This is a genomic window from Gemmatimonadaceae bacterium (assembly GCA_037721215.1).
Taxonomy (GTDB): Bacteria; Gemmatimonadota; Gemmatimonadetes; order Gemmatimonadales; family Gemmatimonadaceae; genus UBA4720.
The window spans coordinates 83,880-102,993 of the sequence record JBBJNV010000003.1; the positions used below are offsets into that span (position 1 = coordinate 83,880).

20 protein-coding genes are annotated in these 19,114 nt (G+C 60.5%); 14 read left to right on the forward strand and 6 right to left on the reverse strand.

From position 1 onward, the window contains the following. Positions 1 to 47: 47 nt before the first annotated feature. From WKF55_02175 to WKF55_02190, 4 genes are read right to left on the reverse strand one after another with little or no spacing between them, the layout of a single operon-like run. Positions 48 to 626 carry a putative glycolipid-binding domain-containing protein gene (locus WKF55_02175; protein MEJ7758378.1) on the reverse strand — a complete coding sequence of 193 codons (579 nt, stop codon included), beginning with the start codon at positions 624 to 626 and terminating at the stop codon, positions 48 to 50. Positions 627 to 647: 21 nt separating this feature from the next. Further along, positions 648 to 974, reverse strand: a complete 327-nt coding sequence (locus WKF55_02180) for a hypothetical protein (GenBank protein ID MEJ7758379.1) — start codon at positions 972 to 974, stop codon at positions 648 to 650. Positions 975 to 982: 8 nt separating this feature from the next. Beyond that, the gene (locus tag WKF55_02185) at positions 983 to 2,845 is read right to left on the reverse strand and encodes a TIGR03915 family putative DNA repair protein (GenBank protein MEJ7758380.1); all 1,863 of its coding nucleotides are present in this window, start codon (positions 2,843 to 2,845) and stop codon (positions 983 to 985) included. Next, positions 2,842 to 4,116 (reverse strand): putative DNA modification/repair radical SAM protein, encoded by a 1,275-nt coding sequence (locus tag WKF55_02190; GenBank protein MEJ7758381.1) that lies wholly within the window; start codon positions 4,114 to 4,116, stop codon positions 2,842 to 2,844. Before WKF55_02190 ends, WKF55_02185 begins: the two co-directional genes overlap by 4 nt. Before the next feature lie 103 nt (positions 4,117 to 4,219). Between WKF55_02190 and WKF55_02195 the strand changes: the two genes are divergently transcribed. Both WKF55_02195 and WKF55_02200 read left to right on the forward strand, forming a co-directional pair. After that, positions 4,220 to 4,831 carry a hypothetical protein gene (locus WKF55_02195; protein ID MEJ7758382.1) on the forward strand — a complete coding sequence of 204 codons (612 nt, stop codon included), beginning with the start codon at positions 4,220 to 4,222 and terminating at the stop codon, positions 4,829 to 4,831. Continuing rightward, the gene (locus WKF55_02200) at positions 4,764 to 6,023 is read left to right on the forward strand and encodes a hypothetical protein (protein MEJ7758383.1); all 1,260 of its coding nucleotides are present in this window, start codon (positions 4,764 to 4,766) and stop codon (positions 6,021 to 6,023) included. The genes WKF55_02195 and WKF55_02200 overlap by 68 nt, the downstream gene beginning before the upstream one ends. A 46-nt stretch (positions 6,024 to 6,069) precedes the next feature. Here WKF55_02200 and WKF55_02205 read toward each other — a convergent pair whose 3' ends face one another. Beyond that, complete coding sequence (locus WKF55_02205; GenBank protein MEJ7758384.1) at positions 6,070 to 7,296, reverse strand: phosphodiester glycosidase family protein; 1,227 nt, start codon at positions 7,294 to 7,296, stop codon at positions 6,070 to 6,072. A gap of 212 nt (positions 7,297 to 7,508) precedes the next feature. Here WKF55_02205 and WKF55_02210 point away from each other — a divergent pair, with 212 nt between their 5' ends. From WKF55_02210 to WKF55_02265, 12 genes are all read left to right on the forward strand, one after another. Then, on the forward strand, positions 7,509 to 8,201 hold the full coding sequence (locus WKF55_02210) for a L,D-transpeptidase (protein ID MEJ7758385.1): 693 nt from the start codon (positions 7,509 to 7,511) through the stop codon (positions 8,199 to 8,201). A gap of 108 nt (positions 8,202 to 8,309) precedes the next feature. After that, on the forward strand, positions 8,310 to 9,464 hold the full coding sequence (locus tag WKF55_02215; protein MEJ7758386.1) for a putative porin: 1,155 nt from the start codon (positions 8,310 to 8,312) through the stop codon (positions 9,462 to 9,464). 124 nt (positions 9,465 to 9,588) lie between these two features. After that, a complete protein-coding gene (locus tag WKF55_02220) occupies positions 9,589 to 11,181 on the forward strand; it encodes a peptide chain release factor 3 (GenBank protein ID MEJ7758387.1) in 1,593 nt (530 codons plus the stop codon). Between the two features lie 201 nt (positions 11,182 to 11,382). Beyond that, positions 11,383 to 12,876 (forward strand): S41 family peptidase, encoded by a 1,494-nt coding sequence (locus WKF55_02225; GenBank protein ID MEJ7758388.1) that lies wholly within the window; start codon positions 11,383 to 11,385, stop codon positions 12,874 to 12,876. A 25-nt stretch (positions 12,877 to 12,901) separates the two neighbouring features. Next, positions 12,902 to 13,675 (forward strand): hypothetical protein, encoded by a 774-nt coding sequence (locus tag WKF55_02230; GenBank protein ID MEJ7758389.1) that lies wholly within the window; start codon positions 12,902 to 12,904, stop codon positions 13,673 to 13,675. 155 nt (positions 13,676 to 13,830) lie between these two features. Beyond that, the gene (locus WKF55_02235) at positions 13,831 to 14,391 is read left to right on the forward strand and encodes a DinB family protein (protein ID MEJ7758390.1); all 561 of its coding nucleotides are present in this window, start codon (positions 13,831 to 13,833) and stop codon (positions 14,389 to 14,391) included. 51 nt (positions 14,392 to 14,442) lie between these two features. Beyond that, positions 14,443 to 15,807: a M24 family metallopeptidase gene (locus tag WKF55_02240; GenBank protein MEJ7758391.1), complete on the forward strand. Its 1,365-nt coding sequence runs from the start codon at positions 14,443 to 14,445 to the stop codon at positions 15,805 to 15,807. A 59-nt stretch (positions 15,808 to 15,866) separates the two neighbouring features. Beyond that, positions 15,867 to 16,106: a PspC domain-containing protein gene (locus tag WKF55_02245; GenBank protein MEJ7758392.1), complete on the forward strand. Its 240-nt coding sequence runs from the start codon at positions 15,867 to 15,869 to the stop codon at positions 16,104 to 16,106. A gap of 95 nt (positions 16,107 to 16,201) precedes the next feature. Then, complete coding sequence (locus WKF55_02250; protein MEJ7758393.1) at positions 16,202 to 17,212, forward strand: trypsin-like peptidase domain-containing protein; 1,011 nt, start codon at positions 16,202 to 16,204, stop codon at positions 17,210 to 17,212. Then, positions 17,181 to 17,678: an SET domain-containing protein-lysine N-methyltransferase gene (locus WKF55_02255; protein MEJ7758394.1), complete on the forward strand. Its 498-nt coding sequence runs from the start codon at positions 17,181 to 17,183 to the stop codon at positions 17,676 to 17,678. The genes WKF55_02250 and WKF55_02255 overlap by 32 nt, the downstream gene beginning before the upstream one ends. An 85-nt stretch (positions 17,679 to 17,763) precedes the next feature. Continuing rightward, entirely contained in the window at positions 17,764 to 18,426 is a 663-nt protein-coding gene (locus tag WKF55_02260) for a DUF4230 domain-containing protein (protein MEJ7758395.1), read from the forward strand. Between the two features lie 49 nt (positions 18,427 to 18,475). Continuing rightward, positions 18,476 to 18,766, forward strand: a complete 291-nt coding sequence (locus WKF55_02265; protein MEJ7758396.1) for a hypothetical protein — start codon at positions 18,476 to 18,478, stop codon at positions 18,764 to 18,766. A gap of 29 nt (positions 18,767 to 18,795) precedes the next feature. On the opposite strand, the gene WKF55_02270 is transcribed toward WKF55_02265, so the two are convergent. Beyond that, positions 18,796 to 19,110 carry a hypothetical protein gene (locus tag WKF55_02270; GenBank protein MEJ7758397.1) on the reverse strand — a complete coding sequence of 105 codons (315 nt, stop codon included), beginning with the start codon at positions 19,108 to 19,110 and terminating at the stop codon, positions 18,796 to 18,798. Positions 19,111 to 19,114: the final 4 nt, after the last annotated feature.

Here is a 19,114-nt window from a genome sequence, read left to right on the forward strand (position 1 = left end):
CGGGCAGAAGGTTCGCTCATTCATTATTGATTCGAGCAGTTGGACCATCAGTCGGGGGCTTGGTCAGGCGGCATTCCGGCGGTCCAGATACCCGGGTATTCGAGGACAAAGCCGACACGATTGACGACGAGATCGCGGAAGAACTTTCCGCCTGCGCTTTCGTAGTGGTAAAGACTATCCGCCGTCCGTCGATACGCCTGCTCGAGCACCTCTACGGTCAACTCGGGGAATCTCACCCAGGCGGCTCGTACTGCGGCCTCGTCGCCGACGTCAAGGCTGAGCCGGCGAATGGGTAGCAGATTTGTCGAGGGGCTAAAGCCCAGATCTATGTCATAACATCCCCGCAGATCGGCGCGTGGCGCTCCATCGACCAGCCACTCGCCGGTCGGAAGACGTACGAGTTCGACGGTGTGCGAGTCCACACCGAGGAGCGAGGTTACTGTGGTGCTCGTCGTCCGCCAGCGAGCGTCGCAAATGATGTCGTACTCCAGCGCGGAATACTGCGCACCGTCCGCAAAGACCGCGATGCCATGCAGCCTCCATCCGTCCGGCTGCTGCCGAAGTTCGACTACCTCGTGTCCGGGGTGGTCAATACGACGCCAGAACATTCTCTCAGTCTGGGGCACACTCTCCTCAAAGAGTCGATGTCATTGTTCGCGCTCGTTGATCCCGGGGTGCGAGCGGTACCGCCAGTCGCGCCATCTTCGCCGCGGCTCGAGCCCCCATGCCGCGATACGAAACAGGAAGGCGGTGAATACTACATAAATCCCAAACGCAGCCACGTAGATTCCAACGACGCCAACAATCCCAATTGCGGCTAATCCCAGCGGCGAAGTCAGCCCCCAGAGTACGTGAACCAGGCCCCAAAGGGATTCAATGGCAAGCGCAAGCGTATACAGTCCGGCACAAGCGGCGACAGCTCCGATTGCGCACTTTCCCTGCAAAGATGTCGGGCGCAGCAGCCAACGCGTCAACTCATGCCTCAGACCACTTCCGCGAGAAGCTGATACATCTCCCGCGCATTCGTGGTCGCGTAATTCGCGTGATTGTTGTTGAAGGTCAGATGAACCCGCATCGCTCCATCGGCCGCGCGTTGAATGGCTGAGAGCCACGACGCAAGCTGCGTCTGCTGATACAGGTATCGGTATCGCTCTGTGACAATTTCATTCCGCGTTTCCCACGTCGCGGTCCGCCGGCCGTGAAGCCGGATGATCGCCAGATCGGAATTGGTCACCTCGAATGTCGGCGGCATGCTGCTCTCCATGCCCGGCGGGGCATCGACCGCCACATAGCTGAATGACAGCTCGCGCAACAATCTGAAAGTTCGCGGCGCGATGCGGTCCGACAGCCAGTCCCGGTGCCGCAGCTCGACCGATGCCGGCATGTCGCCGAGGTGCTCGCGTGCCTCGCTCAGCCTGGCGGCGGCTTCGCGAGTAGGAGTAAACCAGCGCGGATACTGCAACATGATCGCACCCAGCTTGCCCGCCGCATGCAAAGGCGCGAGGGCCGAGAGGAAACGCTGCCAGACTTCGTCAATTGCCTCGCGCGAGAAATGATGCGAATACACATTGCGCGCGGCGCGAAGCCGGATTGGAAGATCTTCCTTCAGCCAGGGCGGCAGCCGCTCGGCACTGGTTGGGTGGCCCGTCATCAGAGCATGTGCCTTGATGTCGAAGCAAAAATGATCCGGAGTTCGTTCCACCCAGCGGCGTGCCGTCTCCTCGGAGGGCATTGCGTAATAAGTCGCGTCGACTTCGACCATCGACAGCTGTGACGCGTAAAACCGCAGTCGCGGCTCGGGATTTGTTGCCCCCGGTGGATAAAACACATCGTCAGCGATGAGCGTTGGATCGGTCCATCCCGCTACACCAGTGAATATTTCACTGCCCTTCCACTTCAGAGGAGCCGCAGCACACAGGGGCAGCGCATCGGCACGCCGGCGAGCCACTGTCCACCCGGGATCATGCACTGGATGCCAGCCCGATTCGGAAACCGCGGGTGCCGATGCCGCCATGGATTCGATTGCGTCGAGATCATCGGGAATCGGTGTTGGCGGAGCAAGCGTCTGCGCAATCATCGCCGCGACACGGCCCGGCGCCTCACGTGTAAGCGTTCCGATGAGCGCCGCCTCGGGAAGATTCTTCCAGTAACGCACCGGCATTTCGGCGCGCATGGCAGTTCGGTTGAGACGCGCGGGATTGAAGATCGCGGCATAGTACGTCCGCCAGAGCTCGTCCTGCGAATCCTCATCCGTGGGCGCGAGGTGGCGCTCGATGCCGTCGCTCAATTGCAACGATTCTCCGTCCCACCGCGCGCACCCGTCTGGCGTGAGTATGGACCACCGCATCGATGGAAAACGCCTGACGAAGAAGGGGGCGGTACGCTCCACTACGCAGTGCGCTGGCTCGAACCAGGAGACAAACTCTTCCTCATCGCTATCCGGATGTCTCATAGCGCGAAAGCGAACGAACGCCTTCATTTTGTGCGCTGCGCGCCGTACCGCTCGATGCATGTGTATCAATCGATGAACAAGCGGATCTGACGCAACCTGAAGGATGTGGCTCTCGCCATGCGTTAGCCGCCACAACAGACTGTAAAGCAGCGACCATCGGACAGGATCGCGATTGCATGCTACGCTGCCTGCAAGTGCGACGAAGTGCCGCGGCACGCGCATGCTGCCAAGATCATGGGCGGCTTCAGTGATCGGATCGCCAAAAAGGCGTGTCGCGGAGCCGTCGTCAAACCACTCGAGCTGGTCAGGAGGAATCTGCGCTGCCAGCGACCGGCGGGCATCCCTGCGCCATCGGCTCAAACGCTCCGGAACCATGACTGCGGCAGTGATCACAATTCGCCGGTGCGTGCCGCCACTGCAGGGGAAGACCAGAGATCGAGCTGGCCTGACGTTCTGACCCGGTGCAGGAGGTGAGACGATTCGGGATCCAGACGACCCGGCGTGTAGTCGGCGGTAGTGATGAACGGCCGAGCTCGCGATAACGCGACCTGGAGCCGTTGCAGATCATCCATTCGGAGTCGTGTCCAGCGTCGAGCGGCGATAATCCGCTTGACGCTGCGTACGCCGATACCGGGGATGCGTAGCAGCTCCTCCTTCGGCGCGACGTTGACGTCCATCGGGAATCGATCGCGATTGCGAAGAGCCCACGCAAGCTTCGGGTCGAAGTCAAGCTCGAGGTTGGGAGTCGCGAGCGTGGTGAGCTCATTCACCCCGAACCCGTAGAACCGCATCAACCAGTCCGCCTGATAAAGGCGATGCTCCCGCAGCAGTGGCGGAGCCGCAGCGGGCAGGACGTTCGATGCATCCGGAATGGGACTGAAGGCCGAGTAATACACGCGCTTCAGCTTTTGCTCGGCGTAAAGCTTTGCGGATGTCTGGAGCAATACCGAATCTGTTGCGTCAGTGGCCCCCACAATCATCTGGGTTGCCTGCCCAGCCGGGGAGAATGCTATCGGGCTGCGTGTAACTCCCGGGCGTTTGACCTGTGCCTGATTCTCCCGGGCTTCGGCGATACCGTCACGGATCGTACCCATCGCCCGAGTGATCTGCACGAGATTTTTTTCTGGAGCCAGTGCGTCGAGATCGTTCTGGCGTGGAAGCTCCACGTTGATGCTGAGGCGATCTGCCCAGCGTCCGGCTTCGCGGATCAGTTCCGGCGCCGCGCTGGGAATGGTCTTCAGATGGATGTAGCCCGCGAATCCGTGGGTAAGCCGCAGCGTTTTCGCGACGGCAATGAGCTGCTCCATCGTGTAGTCCGAGTCACGGATAATGCCCGAGCTGAGAAACAGGCCCTCAATGTAATTTCGACGGTAGAAGTCGAGGGTGAGCCGGACTACTTCGTCGGGAGTGAAACGGGCCCGCCGAACGCCGCTGGACCGACGGTTGATGCAATAAGAGCAATCGTAAATGCAGAAGTTCGTCAGAAGGATTTTCAGCAGCGATACGCAGCGTCCATCGGGCGTGTAACTATGGCAAATGCCGGTGCCCTCGGTCGATCCAATTGCGTTTTTGGCCGCCTTTCGCCCCTTGGCCCCGCTGCTTGCACACGATGCATCGTACTTGGCGGCATCGGCGAGAATCGCGAGTTTCCCGATGATTGTCATGCACCGAAGATAAGCCGAAACACAGCCTGGATCAACGCGCGCGCCGATCTCGAGCCAAGTCTGATCCAACTCTGACTCTGGGATGAGGCCGGGATGAGGGGTGATGCGCAGTATACGCACGCAGGCGCGCTGTGAAATACTCACATCTACTACGGCGGCACTCATGTTTGTACCAAACACCTACTTCGCGGCCGTCCGCTTTGGCGTTGCTGCAATCCTGACAGTCGGATGCAGTGAGCCCTCTGGCCCTGGAGGCACCGCCGAGGCCAGAACGATCCGTGTAAATATCGCAACGACAGGCGCCCCCGCAGACCTCGATCGGGACGGCTATACTCTCAGCTTCGATGGCGGGGTGGGCCGACCTGTTTCTGGCAACATTGCGGTGCTGATACCCGACGTATCACCGGGCGCGCATCTGGTGGAGCTCAGCGGCCTGGCGCCAAACTGTTCAATTGATGGTACCAACCCGCGCTCGGTGGACGTGACCGGAAACGACACAACAGCTCCGATTTTTGTGTCCTTCTCCGTTTTCTGCATCCCGATGACGGGTAGTATCCGGGTATCGACCGTTACATCGGGTCCCGACACGGATTCGGACGGTTATCTGGTGTTTTTGCCGTCCGTTCCACCTATCAAATTCCCGGCGAATGGGTACGCAAACGATCGCGGGGATCAGGGTCGGTCAATATCAGGTCGGCCTGAGCGGTGTGGCTGACAACTGTAGCGTCGATCAGCCCAGTCCAAGGGTGACGGTTGCGTACGGCCAGACGGTCGACGTGTCGTTTGCAATTAGCTGCGTCACAGCAGGGACCTTTCAGGTGACGACAACTACTACCGGGGTCGTGCTCGATTCGAACGGATACTATATCCAAATCAAGAGGCAAGGTTCAAATAGTAGTGCAGGCGCTAACACTCCAGTGAATGGGACGGTCACTCTCGGCAGCCTGCTCCCCGGTGACTACCTGCTCACGCTTTTCGATGTAGCGCCGAATTGCGATCCGGTGACGCCGAGCCCGCGTGTGGTTACCGTCGGCGCGGGAAGTCCGACTCAGATTGTCGTGGACGTTCGGTGCTCAACTCCTGCACAGCTCGCATTCGTAAAAGTTGTCACCGCCAACAATCGCGAGATCATGGTGATCAACTCCAATGGCACCGGTGAGAGGCAACTAACCTTCGAGCCTTCGGCGGATGTTGATCCTGCGTGGTCGCCGGACGGTAACAGGATTGCTTTCGCCAGCGACCGTGACGGCAACCGCGAGGTTTACGTGATGAACGCGGACGGCTCGGCCCAGGTCCGACTCACCAGCACTGCTTCGGGAGACTATCATCCAGCCTGGTCGCCCGACGGCCGGAGGATTGCCTTCGTCAGCGAGCGCAACGGCAATGCCGAGATCTATGTGATGAATGCCGACGGTACGAATCCTCTGCGTCTCACGAGCGACAGCGCGACCGACGATGACCCTGCGTGGTCGCCCGATGGACGCCGAATCGCGTTCCGAAGTGGCAGGACGGGGGGAGGGGATATCTATGTGATGAATGCGGACGGCTCGGAGCAGAGCCGCCTCACAACGAACATTTATCCAGACGCTCAGCCGTCATGGTCGCCAGCCGGAACCAGAATCGCATACTCCGGTGGCGTATCATCTTCATTGCGCGATATATATGTGATAAACACCGACGGCACAGGGTCGACGCGTTTCATGCTGGAGTATCTTTTGCCCGAAGACCCGACGTGGTCCCCAGATGGGCGCAAGATCGTTATCGCCGGGCTCTATTCCGATTATTATTACGACGACGTCTCTCTAATTCAGATTGTCACGGCGAACGGTACCCCGCATTCCACGACAATCGAGGGTAACGCCCCCACACGGGTCACTCACGTCTCCCAGCCGACTTGGCGGCCGTGACGGACGTGCGAAAGGGTGGAGAATTTCGATGAAATTCCGACAAGCGTTACGGACAAACCCCTGCGGCCGGACCGACTACAGCGAGCGCGTTCGCCACTGGCCGTTCGCCGGTGGCGTCTGACGGCCGGTTAACAAATCGGCCGTTGACAACCATGGTGGTGGAGCCACCACCATCGGTATTCATTGCCTCCATGGCACCGAGTCGCGTGAGCAGGGCCGTAAGCTCGATGAGTGTCATCCCGGCGCTATAGCCGGGCTGACGGCCGTCGACGGTAACGAGTAGCACTTTCCGGTCGCCCGTCACTGCGAACGCGGTGCGCGGATGTCGCTCGGCGGCGACAGTGCCGGCAAATGGTGCGAGGCTGATTCCGGCGCGCAACAACTGCGGATCGCCGGCAATCATCTCGGCGACTGCCGCTGGCGCGGCCGGGAAGCGCATCACCCACGAGATGGTATCGCCGACCGCAATGTTGGCGCGGAGATAAGCAGCGCCTCGTCCCTTTCCAGCGAGCACCATACCGTCGCTGGGAATGGCAACTCCGGCGGGCACGGTGTCGATACTTTGTGCTACCGCGCGAACCGTGTCTCCCACACCAGGCGCGCGCCGAATGATCCGCGCGACGACCTCTACTGCGGCCTCTGCGTCGAGAGTAGTCGGCCCGACGAACCTGTTGTAGAGAGCGATACGAAGCGTATCGGGTTGCTCGTTGACGCGGCGCATCTCTGAGGTCACACCGCGCCGCGAGCGAAGCGTTCCGGTGAGTTGATCGGCACCGAAGAAGGTGGTAGCCGTAGTCGTGACGCCGAATACGGGGCGGCTTGTGTAACCACGCAGCGGCTCGCCTTCGGTAACCTGTGTACCGCTCGGGTAGCCGGCCGGCGTGAAACTGAAGTAGTCTCCGTTGACGGCGGCAAATACCGGGCGGTTCAACCGGTTCGCAAGACGCGCAGAGAGTTGCGTCGTAGTTTCGCGTCCTACCAGTTGATCGAGCGCCTTCACTGTTCGGAGCGCCACACCGCATCGCGCAAGGTCGATCTCTACAATATTTACCGCCCACGGTCCGGCGACTTCCCAGCGAAACGTATGACGAACGCCGGGAGCAATGTCGAATGAACGAATCGTGTCCGTGGGGACGCTCGGCACTGGAGTTGGCGCAGGCGCGGGCGCCGTAACGGGCCGCGGCTCGGAACAGCTGAGCGCGGCGAGCAGTGCAACTGCGAGATGGCAGCGCGCAAGCGTTGTTCGGCCGATAAGGGGCGGGGTGATCTTCATGTGAATCCGGGCCTCCGCTCTTCCAAGGTTTGCAGCGTGTGTGCTGATGCAAGAAGGCGCAAAGACAATATGAGTGCCCTCCATCTCAGGCGCCACTGACCTTGCTCGATTACCGGGCGATCACACGCTGGCGCCCGACTTGCGAAGTGTGTCCGTTCGAACGGTGTCCGTTCGATGAAAAGTGTTCGTTTCATGTAGAAGAGGAAGCAACCATGTACCGAAGCAACCGAGTCAAGCTCATCGTCGGATTTGCCGTCACGCTCGCAACTGCTGGATGCGTCAGCTCGAACGACGACGAAAACGCCGTGCCGGCCGACAGCGCCGGGATCCCCAGGACTGTAACCACCGTGCCGGCCACGCCTGATTCCGTGGCCATGCCCGTGGCGCCTCCCGATTCGGTGGCGATGGTGCCTCCTGCAGCGCCTGTCTCCGACATGCGCCTCGAAGTGGATCTGGCTGCCAGAAAACTCTACGCGTACAAGGGCAGCGAGCGAGTTGCGACGCATTCTGTTGGGGTGGGATCGAAGGAGTGGCCGACAAAAACAGGCGAGTGGAGGGTGACTCAGGTGGTCTTCAACCCCGAGTGGGTTCCACCCGACGAAACGTGGGCGGAGGAGAAGGAGCCGCGCGAGCCAGGCGACCCGAAGAACCCGCTCGGAAGGATTCAGCTGGTGTATGATCCTCCGCGCTCGATCCACGGTACAAACGCCCCTTCCTCGATCGGCAAGGCGATCTCGCATGGCTCGATCCGCGTGACGAACCAGGTCGGGCTGAAAGTCGCGAAACAGTTGCTGGAATCGGCCGGAGTCGGCAAGGATTCAGCGTGGTACAAGGAGGCTGCGCAGAATCGATCGGTGAAGCAGATTGTGGACCTCCCGGGAGGGGTACCGATAAAGGTGTTTTAGGGCTTTACTTCCGGGCCGCATCCAACCCGATGCCGCGTACAGGCTGCGTGGCGACGATACCGTACCGGTCTCGAGAACGGACAAGACTCCAGAAAGGACATTTGACCGATGCCAATCGTGGCCGGCAGGATTTTGCCAGCGTTGCTGCCGGTAGCACTGCTCCTGGTGGTCGCTCAGACAGGCTCCGCGCAGAGCGCGGATACCGCCGTTCGTGAGGCCTGGTGGCATCGGATATCTGCCGGAGGCGACATGCGCCTACGCATGGAAACGTTTCAGCAGGACAGCGCATTCGACCGGTTTCGCGGCAGGGTGAGGCTGCGGGTCTCGGCTGGCGCGCGGATCAACAAGGATTTCGATGTAGGTGTGCGTCTGGCGACGGGAAGTCCGTCGGAACTGACCTCAACCAATCAGACATTCGGGCAATGGGGAACACGCAAGCCTGTCACGCTCGACCGGGCGTTCGCGGTTTATCATCCATCCCGAATTCCGGCATTACGTATTGGCGCAGGCAAGTTTGCGTATCCGGTGCGGCTGACGAACATGATCTGGGACGAAAACCTCAGTTGGGAAGGCGCGTACGAGCAGCTGGGGACATCCAGGGGCGGCGTTGATTTCAAACTGACTGCGGTGCAGTCGCAGATGAACGAGTTGCGCCGGGCGAAGGACTCATATCTTTACGTCGAGTCTGCCGAGTTGCGGTTTGCTACCGGGCGTTACCGCACCGGGCTCACTGTGTCGTCACTGAAGTTTACCAATCCGGATCCGCTTGCCGTTGACATCGACAATAATGTGCTCAACGGCCGGAGTACTAATCGTCTGGAGCGCAACGCGAGCGGGTCGGTGACCGGGTATGCCTCTGACTTCAATCAGATCGACCTGATAGCCGACGTTGCGGCAGAAACCGGGCGCAAGGGATATCCCATCAAAGCCACCGCGGATTTCGTGAGGAATCTGGACGCATCTACGGAAGACGATTCCGGCATATGGATTGAAGGACAGTACGGCGAGGCGAAGGCGATCCGCAGCTTCATGGTCGGATATACCTTTGCGCGCATCGAACAGGATGCCGCGCTCGGGGCGTTTGTGTTTGACGACATGCTCGGCTCGAACGCAGTCATGCATCGCCCGTTCGTCTCCTATGTACCGCTGGCGAATGTCAACGTCGATGTCGGCTTGATTTTCTCCAGGTGGATCAAACCGCGGCCAGAAGACAACAACAACCTGTTGACCCGCGTTCAGCTGAGTGCGCGCGCGCTTTTCTGAGCGCGGGGCCAGGAATGCTGTTAGCCCGAATTCTGGCCATTAGATTCATCTGAGTACAGCGCCCCGCGAAGATCACCTCGTCGGGGCGTCGACACATTCCCCTCTCGATACCAAGCACCCGCCAGTGACCGAGTTGGAATCCGCGATCCGCCGCCGGCGGACATTCGCGATTATAAGCCATCCCGACGCCGGGAAAACGACGCTGACGGAGAAGCTCCTTCTATATGGAGGAGCCATCCATCTCGCCGGCTCGGTCAAGGCGCGCCGTGCCCAGCGCCACGCAACATCCGACTGGATGAAGCTGGAGCAGGAGCGCGGTATCTCGGTGACGTCGAGCGTGATGCAGTTCGAGTACGAGGGCTATCACGTCAACCTGCTCGACACCCCGGGTCACGAGGATTTTTCCGAAGACACTTATCGTACCCTCGTCGCTGCCGACAGCGCGGTAATGCTGCTCGACAACCGGCGCGGTGTCGAAGAACGCACCCGCCAGCTCTTCGAAGTCTGCAAGCGTCGCCGTATCCCCATCTTCACGTTCGTCAACAAATGCGACCGTGCCGGTGAGGATCCGCTCAAGCTGATCAGTGACGTCGAAGCGGACCTGGCAATAAAGTGTCACCCGATAACCTGGCCAATTTTCAGAAACGGCATCTTCGTCGGCGTATACGACCGCCGCCGGAAGCTGATCCATCTTTTTTCCCGTGACGACGAGCACGGAGCAACGCGCGCTGAGGTGAAGGTGGGTGCCATCGATAGTGCGGAGCTGCGCGATCTGCTGGGCGTCGAGTCGCACGAGCAGCTAGTGCACGACATTGCGCTTCTCGACGAAGCGGGCCACCCCTTCGATCATGACGAGCTTCTTGCCGGAGAGCTATCGCCGGTGTTTTTCGGCAGCGCGCTCACGAATTTCGGTCTCGAACCGTTTCTCAGGGAATTTCTCGAGTTGGCGCCGTCACCACTTCCACGCGACTCCACGGCGGGAGTCATTCAGCCAACCGACCCAGCGTTTACAGGTTTCGTGTTCAAGATCCAGGCGAACATGGACCCCAGGCACCGCGATCGTGTCGCATTTGTTCGCGTTTGTTCAGGCCGCTTCGAAGCGGGGATGCAGGTAAATCACGTGCGAACGGGAAAGTCGATGCGCCTTGCCGCGCCTCAGCAGTTCATGGCGCGTGAGCGGACGGCGATCACCGAAGCCTGGCCCGGTGATGTCATCGGCGTTATGGATCGAGGCACTCTTCGTATCGGCGACACGCTGTCCGGAAACGGCGATCTCGAATTTCAGGGCATTCCTCGGTTCCCGCCCGAGCACTTTGCCCGCGTGATCATCAAGGATCCGATGCGGCGCAAGCAGCTCGATGCGGGGTTGAGGCAGCTCACGGAGGAAGGCGCGGCTCAGGTGTTCTTCACGTCGGGCACCGATACTACGAGCCCAACGCCGATTGTCGGCGCAGTTGGCCTGCTTCAGTTCGATGTCATGCTGTTCCGCCTCGAGACGGAATACGGCGTGGCTTGCAGGTTCGAGCCGTATGCAGGGCGTTACCCCCGCTGGGTGACCGGGTCCGAGGAGGATATCGAACGGCTGGCACGAGGCCAGGGGACAACACTCCTGTACGATGCCAAGGGAAATCCGCTCCTTCTTTTTCAGGACATGTGGGCGCTCAAGTGGGCGCAGGACAAGGAGACCAAAATGGGGTTCTCCGAGAATGCGCCGTAGGGCGGGGTCTGAATTGAGGACTGCGGGTCCATGACTGGCGGATTCAGGGTTCGCTGTTGCGGGCACCTGTCGTCCGCAGTCAGAGTCTGCAGTGCGTCCGCAATCCGAAACAGGCCCTCGGTCCGCCGCCGTCCGCATGGGTCGCGGCTTCCTTGTGATATTGACAGGTTTGTCCTGCGAATTTCGAAAGGGGAACGACGCTTGATCGATGGCTTCGAAAAACGGTCACGCTGGATCGGCATGCTCGCTGCGAGCGCAGTTTGTTCATCCGGTTGCACGTCCATACAGCCCGCCCAGACGCAGGCGGTCGCCGCGCAGCCAGCTCCATCCACTGACCAGCCGATTTCCGCTCGACTTGCCCTGGCGACATTTGATAGCGTCTGGACGATAGTCCGGCGCACCTATGTCGACACCGCCTTTGTGGCCAACCGGTGGGGCCTGGTGCGCGACTCGATCCGACCCCTTGCCGCTGTGACGACATCGCGAAGCGGCCTCAGCGACGTTCTGGCAGCCACTCTCCGACCAATCAGCGACTCGCATTTCTACATCATCCCCGCCAGGGCGGCAGCCGCTGTCTCGGCTGACGGTGACGGTGAGGGAGGCGAGGGGACGACAGGCATGGCGGTGCGGATCGCCGGAGGGCACGTCGTGGTCTGGAGCGTCGTACCGGGAAGCCCGGCAGCGATCGCCGGCGTAGTAACCGGCCGGCGAGTGGATCAGATAGGCAACCGTGTCACCAGCACATCGCTTTCGCGGCTCGCGTCGCTCCCCGAGGTATCGCGCCAGCGCAGCACCTCGCAATTGCTGCAGCGACTGAACGGAGCGCTCTCGCCATCTGTTGGGGATACCATTCAAATCCGCCTTACGGGAGACAAGAGCATTCCAGCAGTCACGCGCACGCTGACGGGAGTGAAAGCCGACGGAACGATCTCGAAATTCGGTAATCTTCCGCCGATCGCCGGTCGCGTCCGCGCCACGCGTCGCAACGTTGGGCTCGCTGGCCAACCAAGCGGGGAATCAGCGGGACTGTCGACCGGGCAGTTGACGCGGCAATCGGCCGAGGAATCAGCCGGGCCATCATCCCGGCAACCACCTCGGCAGCCCTGCATTGGTACCATCGCGTTCAACATCTGGCTGCCCGCGCTCGCACCTGAACTCGAACGCGCAGTGAGCCAGATAGCCGACTGTACCGGGGTTATCATCGACCTCCGCGGCAACCCAGGCGGCGTCGGAGCCATGGTAATGGGCTTCGGCGGCTACTTCGTCGACTCCGCCCGATCGCTCGGCACCATGCGAACGCGAGATGTATCGCTGCAGTTCGTGATCAATCCACGGTTCGTTCAGGTTGGCGGAATGCAGCGGGGGCCCTACCAAGGTCCGGTCGCAATTCTCGTCGACCCGATGACTGCAAGCACGTCCGAGATATTTGCGACTGGCATGCAACGCCTCGGACGGATGAGGGTATTCGGTGAGCGCAGTGCGGGCGCGGCACTGCCTGCGCTCATGCGGGAGCTGCCGTCTGGAGATGTCTTCGTCCATGCAGTCGCCGACTTCACCGATCCCGATGGACGCCGTATCGAAGGGGCGGGCGTGGTGCCCGACGAAATCGTCCTGCTTTCGGAGAAGGACCTGTTGAAAAACGTGGATGCACCACTTGAGGCAGCCGCGCGCTGGATCAGAATGCAGGGCAGATAGCCATAAACCTCTCACAAGAAATCACATGATCCGCAATTCTATTTCCCGCTGTATCACCGCAGCCGCCGCTGTCACCGCAATTGCCGCAGCCGCGGGAACGGCCAGTGCCCAGACGCCCGTGCTCCCGCCCGCTGCAACTCTGCTCGCGAAATACGGAGTGGCCGTCGGCGCCAAGGCGATGATCAAGTCTGCATCAATCAGCAGCAAAGGCGCGCTGTCGATGCCCGCCGCTGGCATGGAAGCGACCTTCGAGATGCTGCAGCTGGCACCCAACCGGATGCAGATGGTCACGACCATTCCCGGCATTGGCACGATCCAGGTTGGTTACGACGGCACCATCGGCTGGTCAGTGAATCCGATGCAGGGTCCCCGTCTTCTCTCTGGCAAGGAGCTGGATCAGATTCGCGACGAAGCCAATCTCCAGATGGCGACTCGCTCGCCGGAGATGTATACCGCAGTGCAGACAGTTGCCGATACGACTATGGGCGGAGAGCGCTGCTACCTCGTCAAGATGACCTGGAAGTCGGGGCGCGAAACGTTCGATTGCTTCAGTCCCAGGACGGCGTACATAGTGGGATCGAAAAGCGTTCAGGAGACCGGGATGGGTGCGATTCCGGTCACGACGCTGTACAGCGAGTACAAGAAGTTCGGCGACATGACAGTGCCGACCCGCACGGTGCTCGAAGTGATGGGACAGCAGCAGATTGTCACCATCAAGTCGGTGGAAGTTGGCACCGGGGCGGGACTCGCGATCAAGCCGCCCGCCGAGATTCAGGCACTCGCCAAACCGAAGAGCTGACAGCCTCGGCAGCGATTGTTCGGCGGCGCCGGGGCGACTTTTGCTCCGGCGTCCTTGTTTGCAGGGTATCGGTTCAGTTGCCGGAAGCCGCGGACATCGGTAGCATCCAGTCTCCGCATTGTAACCGTCGCACGACATAACCCCCCGAGGATTCGATGAAAAGACTGACGGCTATCCTGTTGATTGTCACCGCCACGCCGGCAATGTCGCAGATGGCTGCCTCCAGGGCGTCCAAGGCGACCAAGGCGTCGAACGCCGCAGTCTCGACGGCCGGTACGTTCTGGGAGCAGATGACCGGTAACATCGCCAAAGCAGCAGAACAGATGCCCGAGTCGGACTACTCGTTCCGTCCCGTGGCGACCGTTCGCACCTTCGGCCAGTTGATCGGCCACGTCGCTGGAGCCCAGGCCCTGATATGCGGCTCCGCACTCGGCGAAAAGACCGCCGGGGAAGACGACATCGAGAAGAGCAAGACCACCAAGGCGGATCTCTTAGCAGCACTCAAGACAACGACAGAGTACTGCCGCAAGGCGTACGCAATGTCGGACGCAAGGGGCGCCGGCATGACGAAACTGTTCGGCCAGGATCAAACACGACTCTCGGCATTGATGCTCAACGCCACCCATAATGCCGAGCATTACGGGAATATCGTGACGTACATGAGGGTCAAGGGAATGGTGCCGCCGTCAAGTCAGCCGGCAACTCCGCGGCCATAATTATGGCGTTCTGTTTTCGCTCATTAGTACCAGAAGGATACTAATACCGGAATGACGACAATCAGCCGCACAGCACTCGCGGTTCTGCTGCTCCCAATCGCGCCGCTCGCTGCCCAGGATCATCCTCTCGGCAACCTCCGCGAGCAGGCCACAATCCAGCAGGAGTGGCTCCGAATCCGACTCGACTCCATTCTTCCACGACTGATGCGGAAGCATGGGGTCGGCATGTGGATTCTGCCGATGCGTGAGTACAACGAAGACCCGGTCTTCTGGTCGATAGTCTCGCCGACCACCATGGCGGCCCGGCGTCGAACCATCTACGCATTCTGCGATCGCGGCCCGGCACGAGGAGTGGATCGAGTCGCGATCGGAGGCAGCACGCAGGGCGGGCTGTATCGCGTCGTCCGCGATGCCAATGCGCGACCGGGCGCGGCCGGCGCTCAGGTGAGACTCGCCGAGCCGTTCGGCCCGGATCAGTGGAAACTGCTCGCTCCCGTGGTGACCGCGTGCAACCCAAAATCAATCGCCGTCAACATCTCACACACCCACGCTTTTTCCGACGGGTTGAGCGCGGGTGAATGGGAACAGCTGCGAACGGCGATTCCGGCACAGTTTCGTAATCGGGTTGTCCGCCGGGAACGACTGGCGCTCGATTACATCGCCGAACGCCCCGCTGCAATGTTGCCTCAGTACGTAAAGATGCAGCAGGTCGTGCACGAGATCATCCGCACCGCGTTCTCCTCACAGGTGATCAAGCCCGGCGCTACTCGCACGGAAGATGTGGTGTGGTGGATGCGGCAGCGGGTCAACGACCTCGGTCTTGGCACATGGTTCCATCCATCGGTGACTGTACAGCGGCGCGGCGTATCGATGGGTGATTCGGCCAATCCCACAATCATTCGGGGTGATGTGCTGCACACAGACTTCGGCATCAGCGCGCTCGGCCTGCATACCGATACGCAGCACATGGGGTACGTCCTGCTCCCGGGCGAGAGCGATGCGCCGGCCGGGTTGCGCAATGCGCTCGCGCGATCGAACAGGCTCCAGGATATTCTGGTCGACGAGATGCGGCCGGACCGAACCGGCAACGAGGTATTGCGCGGAACGCTGACGCGCATGCGGTCAGAAGGGTTGGATGGCACTGTGTATACGCATCCGATTGGAGATCACGGGCATGGAGCCGGCCCGCTGATTGGACTCTGGGACCGGCAGGAGGGAGTTGTTGGACGAGGTGATGTTCCCCTTCTCCGAAATACCTGGTTCTCGACCGAGCTCCAGGTGACAAGCCGTGTGCCGGAGTGGAACGGTGAGCAGGTGCGGATGGCTCAGGAGGAAGAGATTGCAATCGATGGTGGCGGCAAGCGAAGCTGGGTGCTCGCGCGCCAGGAAAAGCTGCATCTCGTTCGGGCTCCCTAGAAACTCCCCGGCGGATAAATCGTACGGTTATCGGAAACGCACTCAACGGAGACAGACAGATGGATGAAGGCACATCGCTGCGCCGCTCGCGGTCGAACAAGGTTATCGCCGGAGTGGTTGGAGGACTCGCCAGATATTTCGGAATGGATCCGACAATCGCCCGGATATTGTTCGTCGTCGTATCCGTTATCTCGGCCGCGTTTCCGGGGATACTGGTCTACGTAGTTCTCTGGGTAGTCCTGCCCCAGGAGTCCGAGATCCCGTCGGGAATGTACGACGGTATCGATCGCCAGGTGTAAACGTCCCGACACACTCGGTCCCTTCCAGCTTCCGGGGTGTATGGCAAGCATAGTTCCTGCCACTGCTTTCCACATACGAATAACGGGAGAACGCAATGCGCGCGAGTCACTCTGCGCTGTTGGCAATCGCGGTTGGAGCCACCGGATATGGTCTCGGGTCGGCGGGCGGACATGAGCTTGTAAGAACCGGGTTCGCGCAGCGGTCCTCGCCTGGAAGTGTCGAGGAGAGCATGGTGGTGAATGTCGTTCGTCAGGTCACCCCCGCTGTTGTCAGCGTATCGAGGCAAGGAGGATTCGGCTCTGGTGTTCTGATTCGCAGCAATGGAACTCTGCTCACAAACGCGCACGTAGTCGGCAACGCGCGGACGGTGGAGATAGGGTTGGCCGATGGCCGCCGCCTTCCCGGCCAGGTAATTGGCCGTGACGTAGAACTCGATGTTGCGGTCGTGCGAATCGCGATCAACGACGCGCCCGCCGCGATAATCGGAAATTCCGATCAGCTACTCGCGGGGCAAGCGGCGATTGCGATCGGCAATCCACTCGGCCTCGAGCGATCGGTCACGGTTGGGGTGGTTTCGGCAGTCAACCGAAGTCCCCGCGGATTCCCGATCGAGGGACTTGTCCAGACCGATGCCGCTATCAGCCCGGGTAACTCCGGCGGGCCATTACTCGATTCACAGGGCCGCGTGATAGGGATCAACACCGCGATCATTACCGAGCGGGGAGCGAACGGGCTTGGATTTGCCATTCCAATCAATCTCGCGGCAGACATCGCCGATCAGATTATCCGTACCGGAAGATCGGTCCACGCTTTTGTCGGGGTCGAGCTTGGGAACAACTCACCCGAGATCGCACGCTACTACAATCTTCCAGTTCAGACCGGAGCGATCGTGGCGTCTGTCGGCCCGGGCACACCGGCCGAGCGTGCAGGGATAAGGGCGGGTGATATTATTGTGGCCGTGAATGAAACGCAGGTGGCTCATGGCGGGGAATTTCGCGCCGCGCTCCGGCGCCTCCGGCCAAACGACGCAGCGAGAGTGACGGTTGTACGTGGCAATTCGCGAGTAAATCTGAATGTACAGCTGGGATCGACCGGCGCCCGCTGATCTGCGGCGCCGCAGCGAAGCAGCACTCCCCTTTGAAGTTCGCGAATCGGCAATACAGGGTGTCGGCGCTTTTGCGACGTGTCCCATTGCCGGCGGTACGAGGTTCATCGAGTACAGCGGCGAAAAGCTCACGTCCCTTGCGGCAGATCAACGTTACCCCGACACTGTGGAGGAACGGCATCACACGTATCTGTTTGCAATCGATGACGATGTGGTCATCGATGCCGCCGTGGGAGGCAACGATGCGAGGTTCATCAATCATTCGTGCGATCCCAACTGTGATGCGGTGATCGACGGCGGGCGGATCTGGATCAAGACCATCCGCGATGTTGGAACAGGCGAGGAACTCGCGTACGATTATGCCTACATTCTTGACGAGCGGCACACGCCGGCCGCAAAGCGGAAATTTCCGTGTAACTGCCGGACGAAGAACTGTCGCGGGACGATTCTGACAAAGAAAAGATAGGTAGGCCGCCGCGAGCGCGAGCCAATCTGGAAGTTGCCTCTTTACGCAGTACCCGGCTGGTCACGCCTTTGCACACATTGTACTCATGACTCAACCCGTTCCGCCGCCCGCGCCACCCACGGCGTCACCACCTGCTGCGCCTGCAAGGGCCAGCCGGCTGCCATGGGTACTCCTCGCCAGTGTGCTTTTCTTCATGTTTGCCGTCGGGTACTGTGGGGTTCGCGCAATACCGAACGTCCTTGGACGCGGCGGAAGCAGTATCACGCATGACCTTGTGGTGGAGCGAATGCGCGCAGTTGCGAAGCTCGTGTCGACTGAGGCAACAGTGCGGGACGTCGTCGTTTTTCAGAACACGCGGCTGGGCTCCACCAAGCGCACGCTGGTCGTCGTCACAGGGCGCTTGATGGCTGGCGTCAATCTCGGCGCCAATCCGGTTGTGCGTATCGACCAGAAGACAAGGAGAATCGCGGTAGAGCTGCCGAAGGCTGAACTGATTGGAGTCGAAGTGCTCAACCTTCGTACCTACGACGAGAGCGCCGGTCTATGGAATCCGTTCACACCGGCCGACCGTGATTCCATTCAGCGTCAGGTGCGCACTCAGTTGATGCGGGCGGGAAACGACATGGCGCTGCTGGAACATGCCAACCAAAGCGCGCGCGATATCCTCCGGACGATGTTGTCACAGGACGGATACACTGTGGACGTCACCACTCGCGGCGCGCCAAAGCCGGCCGGAACTGATCGCTGAATCCTTTCGGTTATACTTTACCCGCGGACCGAATTTCAATGGAGCGCATATGACGGCAGCAGGGGCAGCGGCAGGGGCAGCGGCAGCGGCGGCAATCGCGAACGCGGTGAAAGCGTCAGGCCTGGTAGTCAGGGTGGAAGCAGTGGATTTCTTCGCTATTCTCAAGCGTGCTGAAGAGCCCGTGGTCGTGATTGGAAAGGGCGGCTACTTCAGGAAACACTTCCAGTATCTCACCTCTTACAAGGGACTCGGATTCTTCACAAAGTCGGAAACCGCACTGGTGCTTCCGCCACACGTGGAGATTATTGCAGCAAAGTCGATCTCCTTCCCCGATATCTGAACCAGGCAGGCAGATTCGATTAACGTCGACTAACTGGCCTGTCTCTGATTGCGTGACTTGAGAATACCGATAGCTGCACCGACAATTGCCCCGACCATCATCCCATAAAAACCGCCCACGCCCCGCACGGTGTCGCCTGCCGACCATGCCTCGGGCGGAACCATCGAATACCAGATGGCGATCAGTGAGGCGATGGTGTGACCTGCGAGACCGCCCCAGAAGGCGCCTCGCACCCGCCGGCTTTTGCGGCGTAGATGATGTCCCGCCCAGAGCAGCAGCATTGGGGCTCCAAAAAGGCCGGCGAGGAGGGCAAACTGACCCGCGCTCAGGGGTGCACCCTCCACGTTG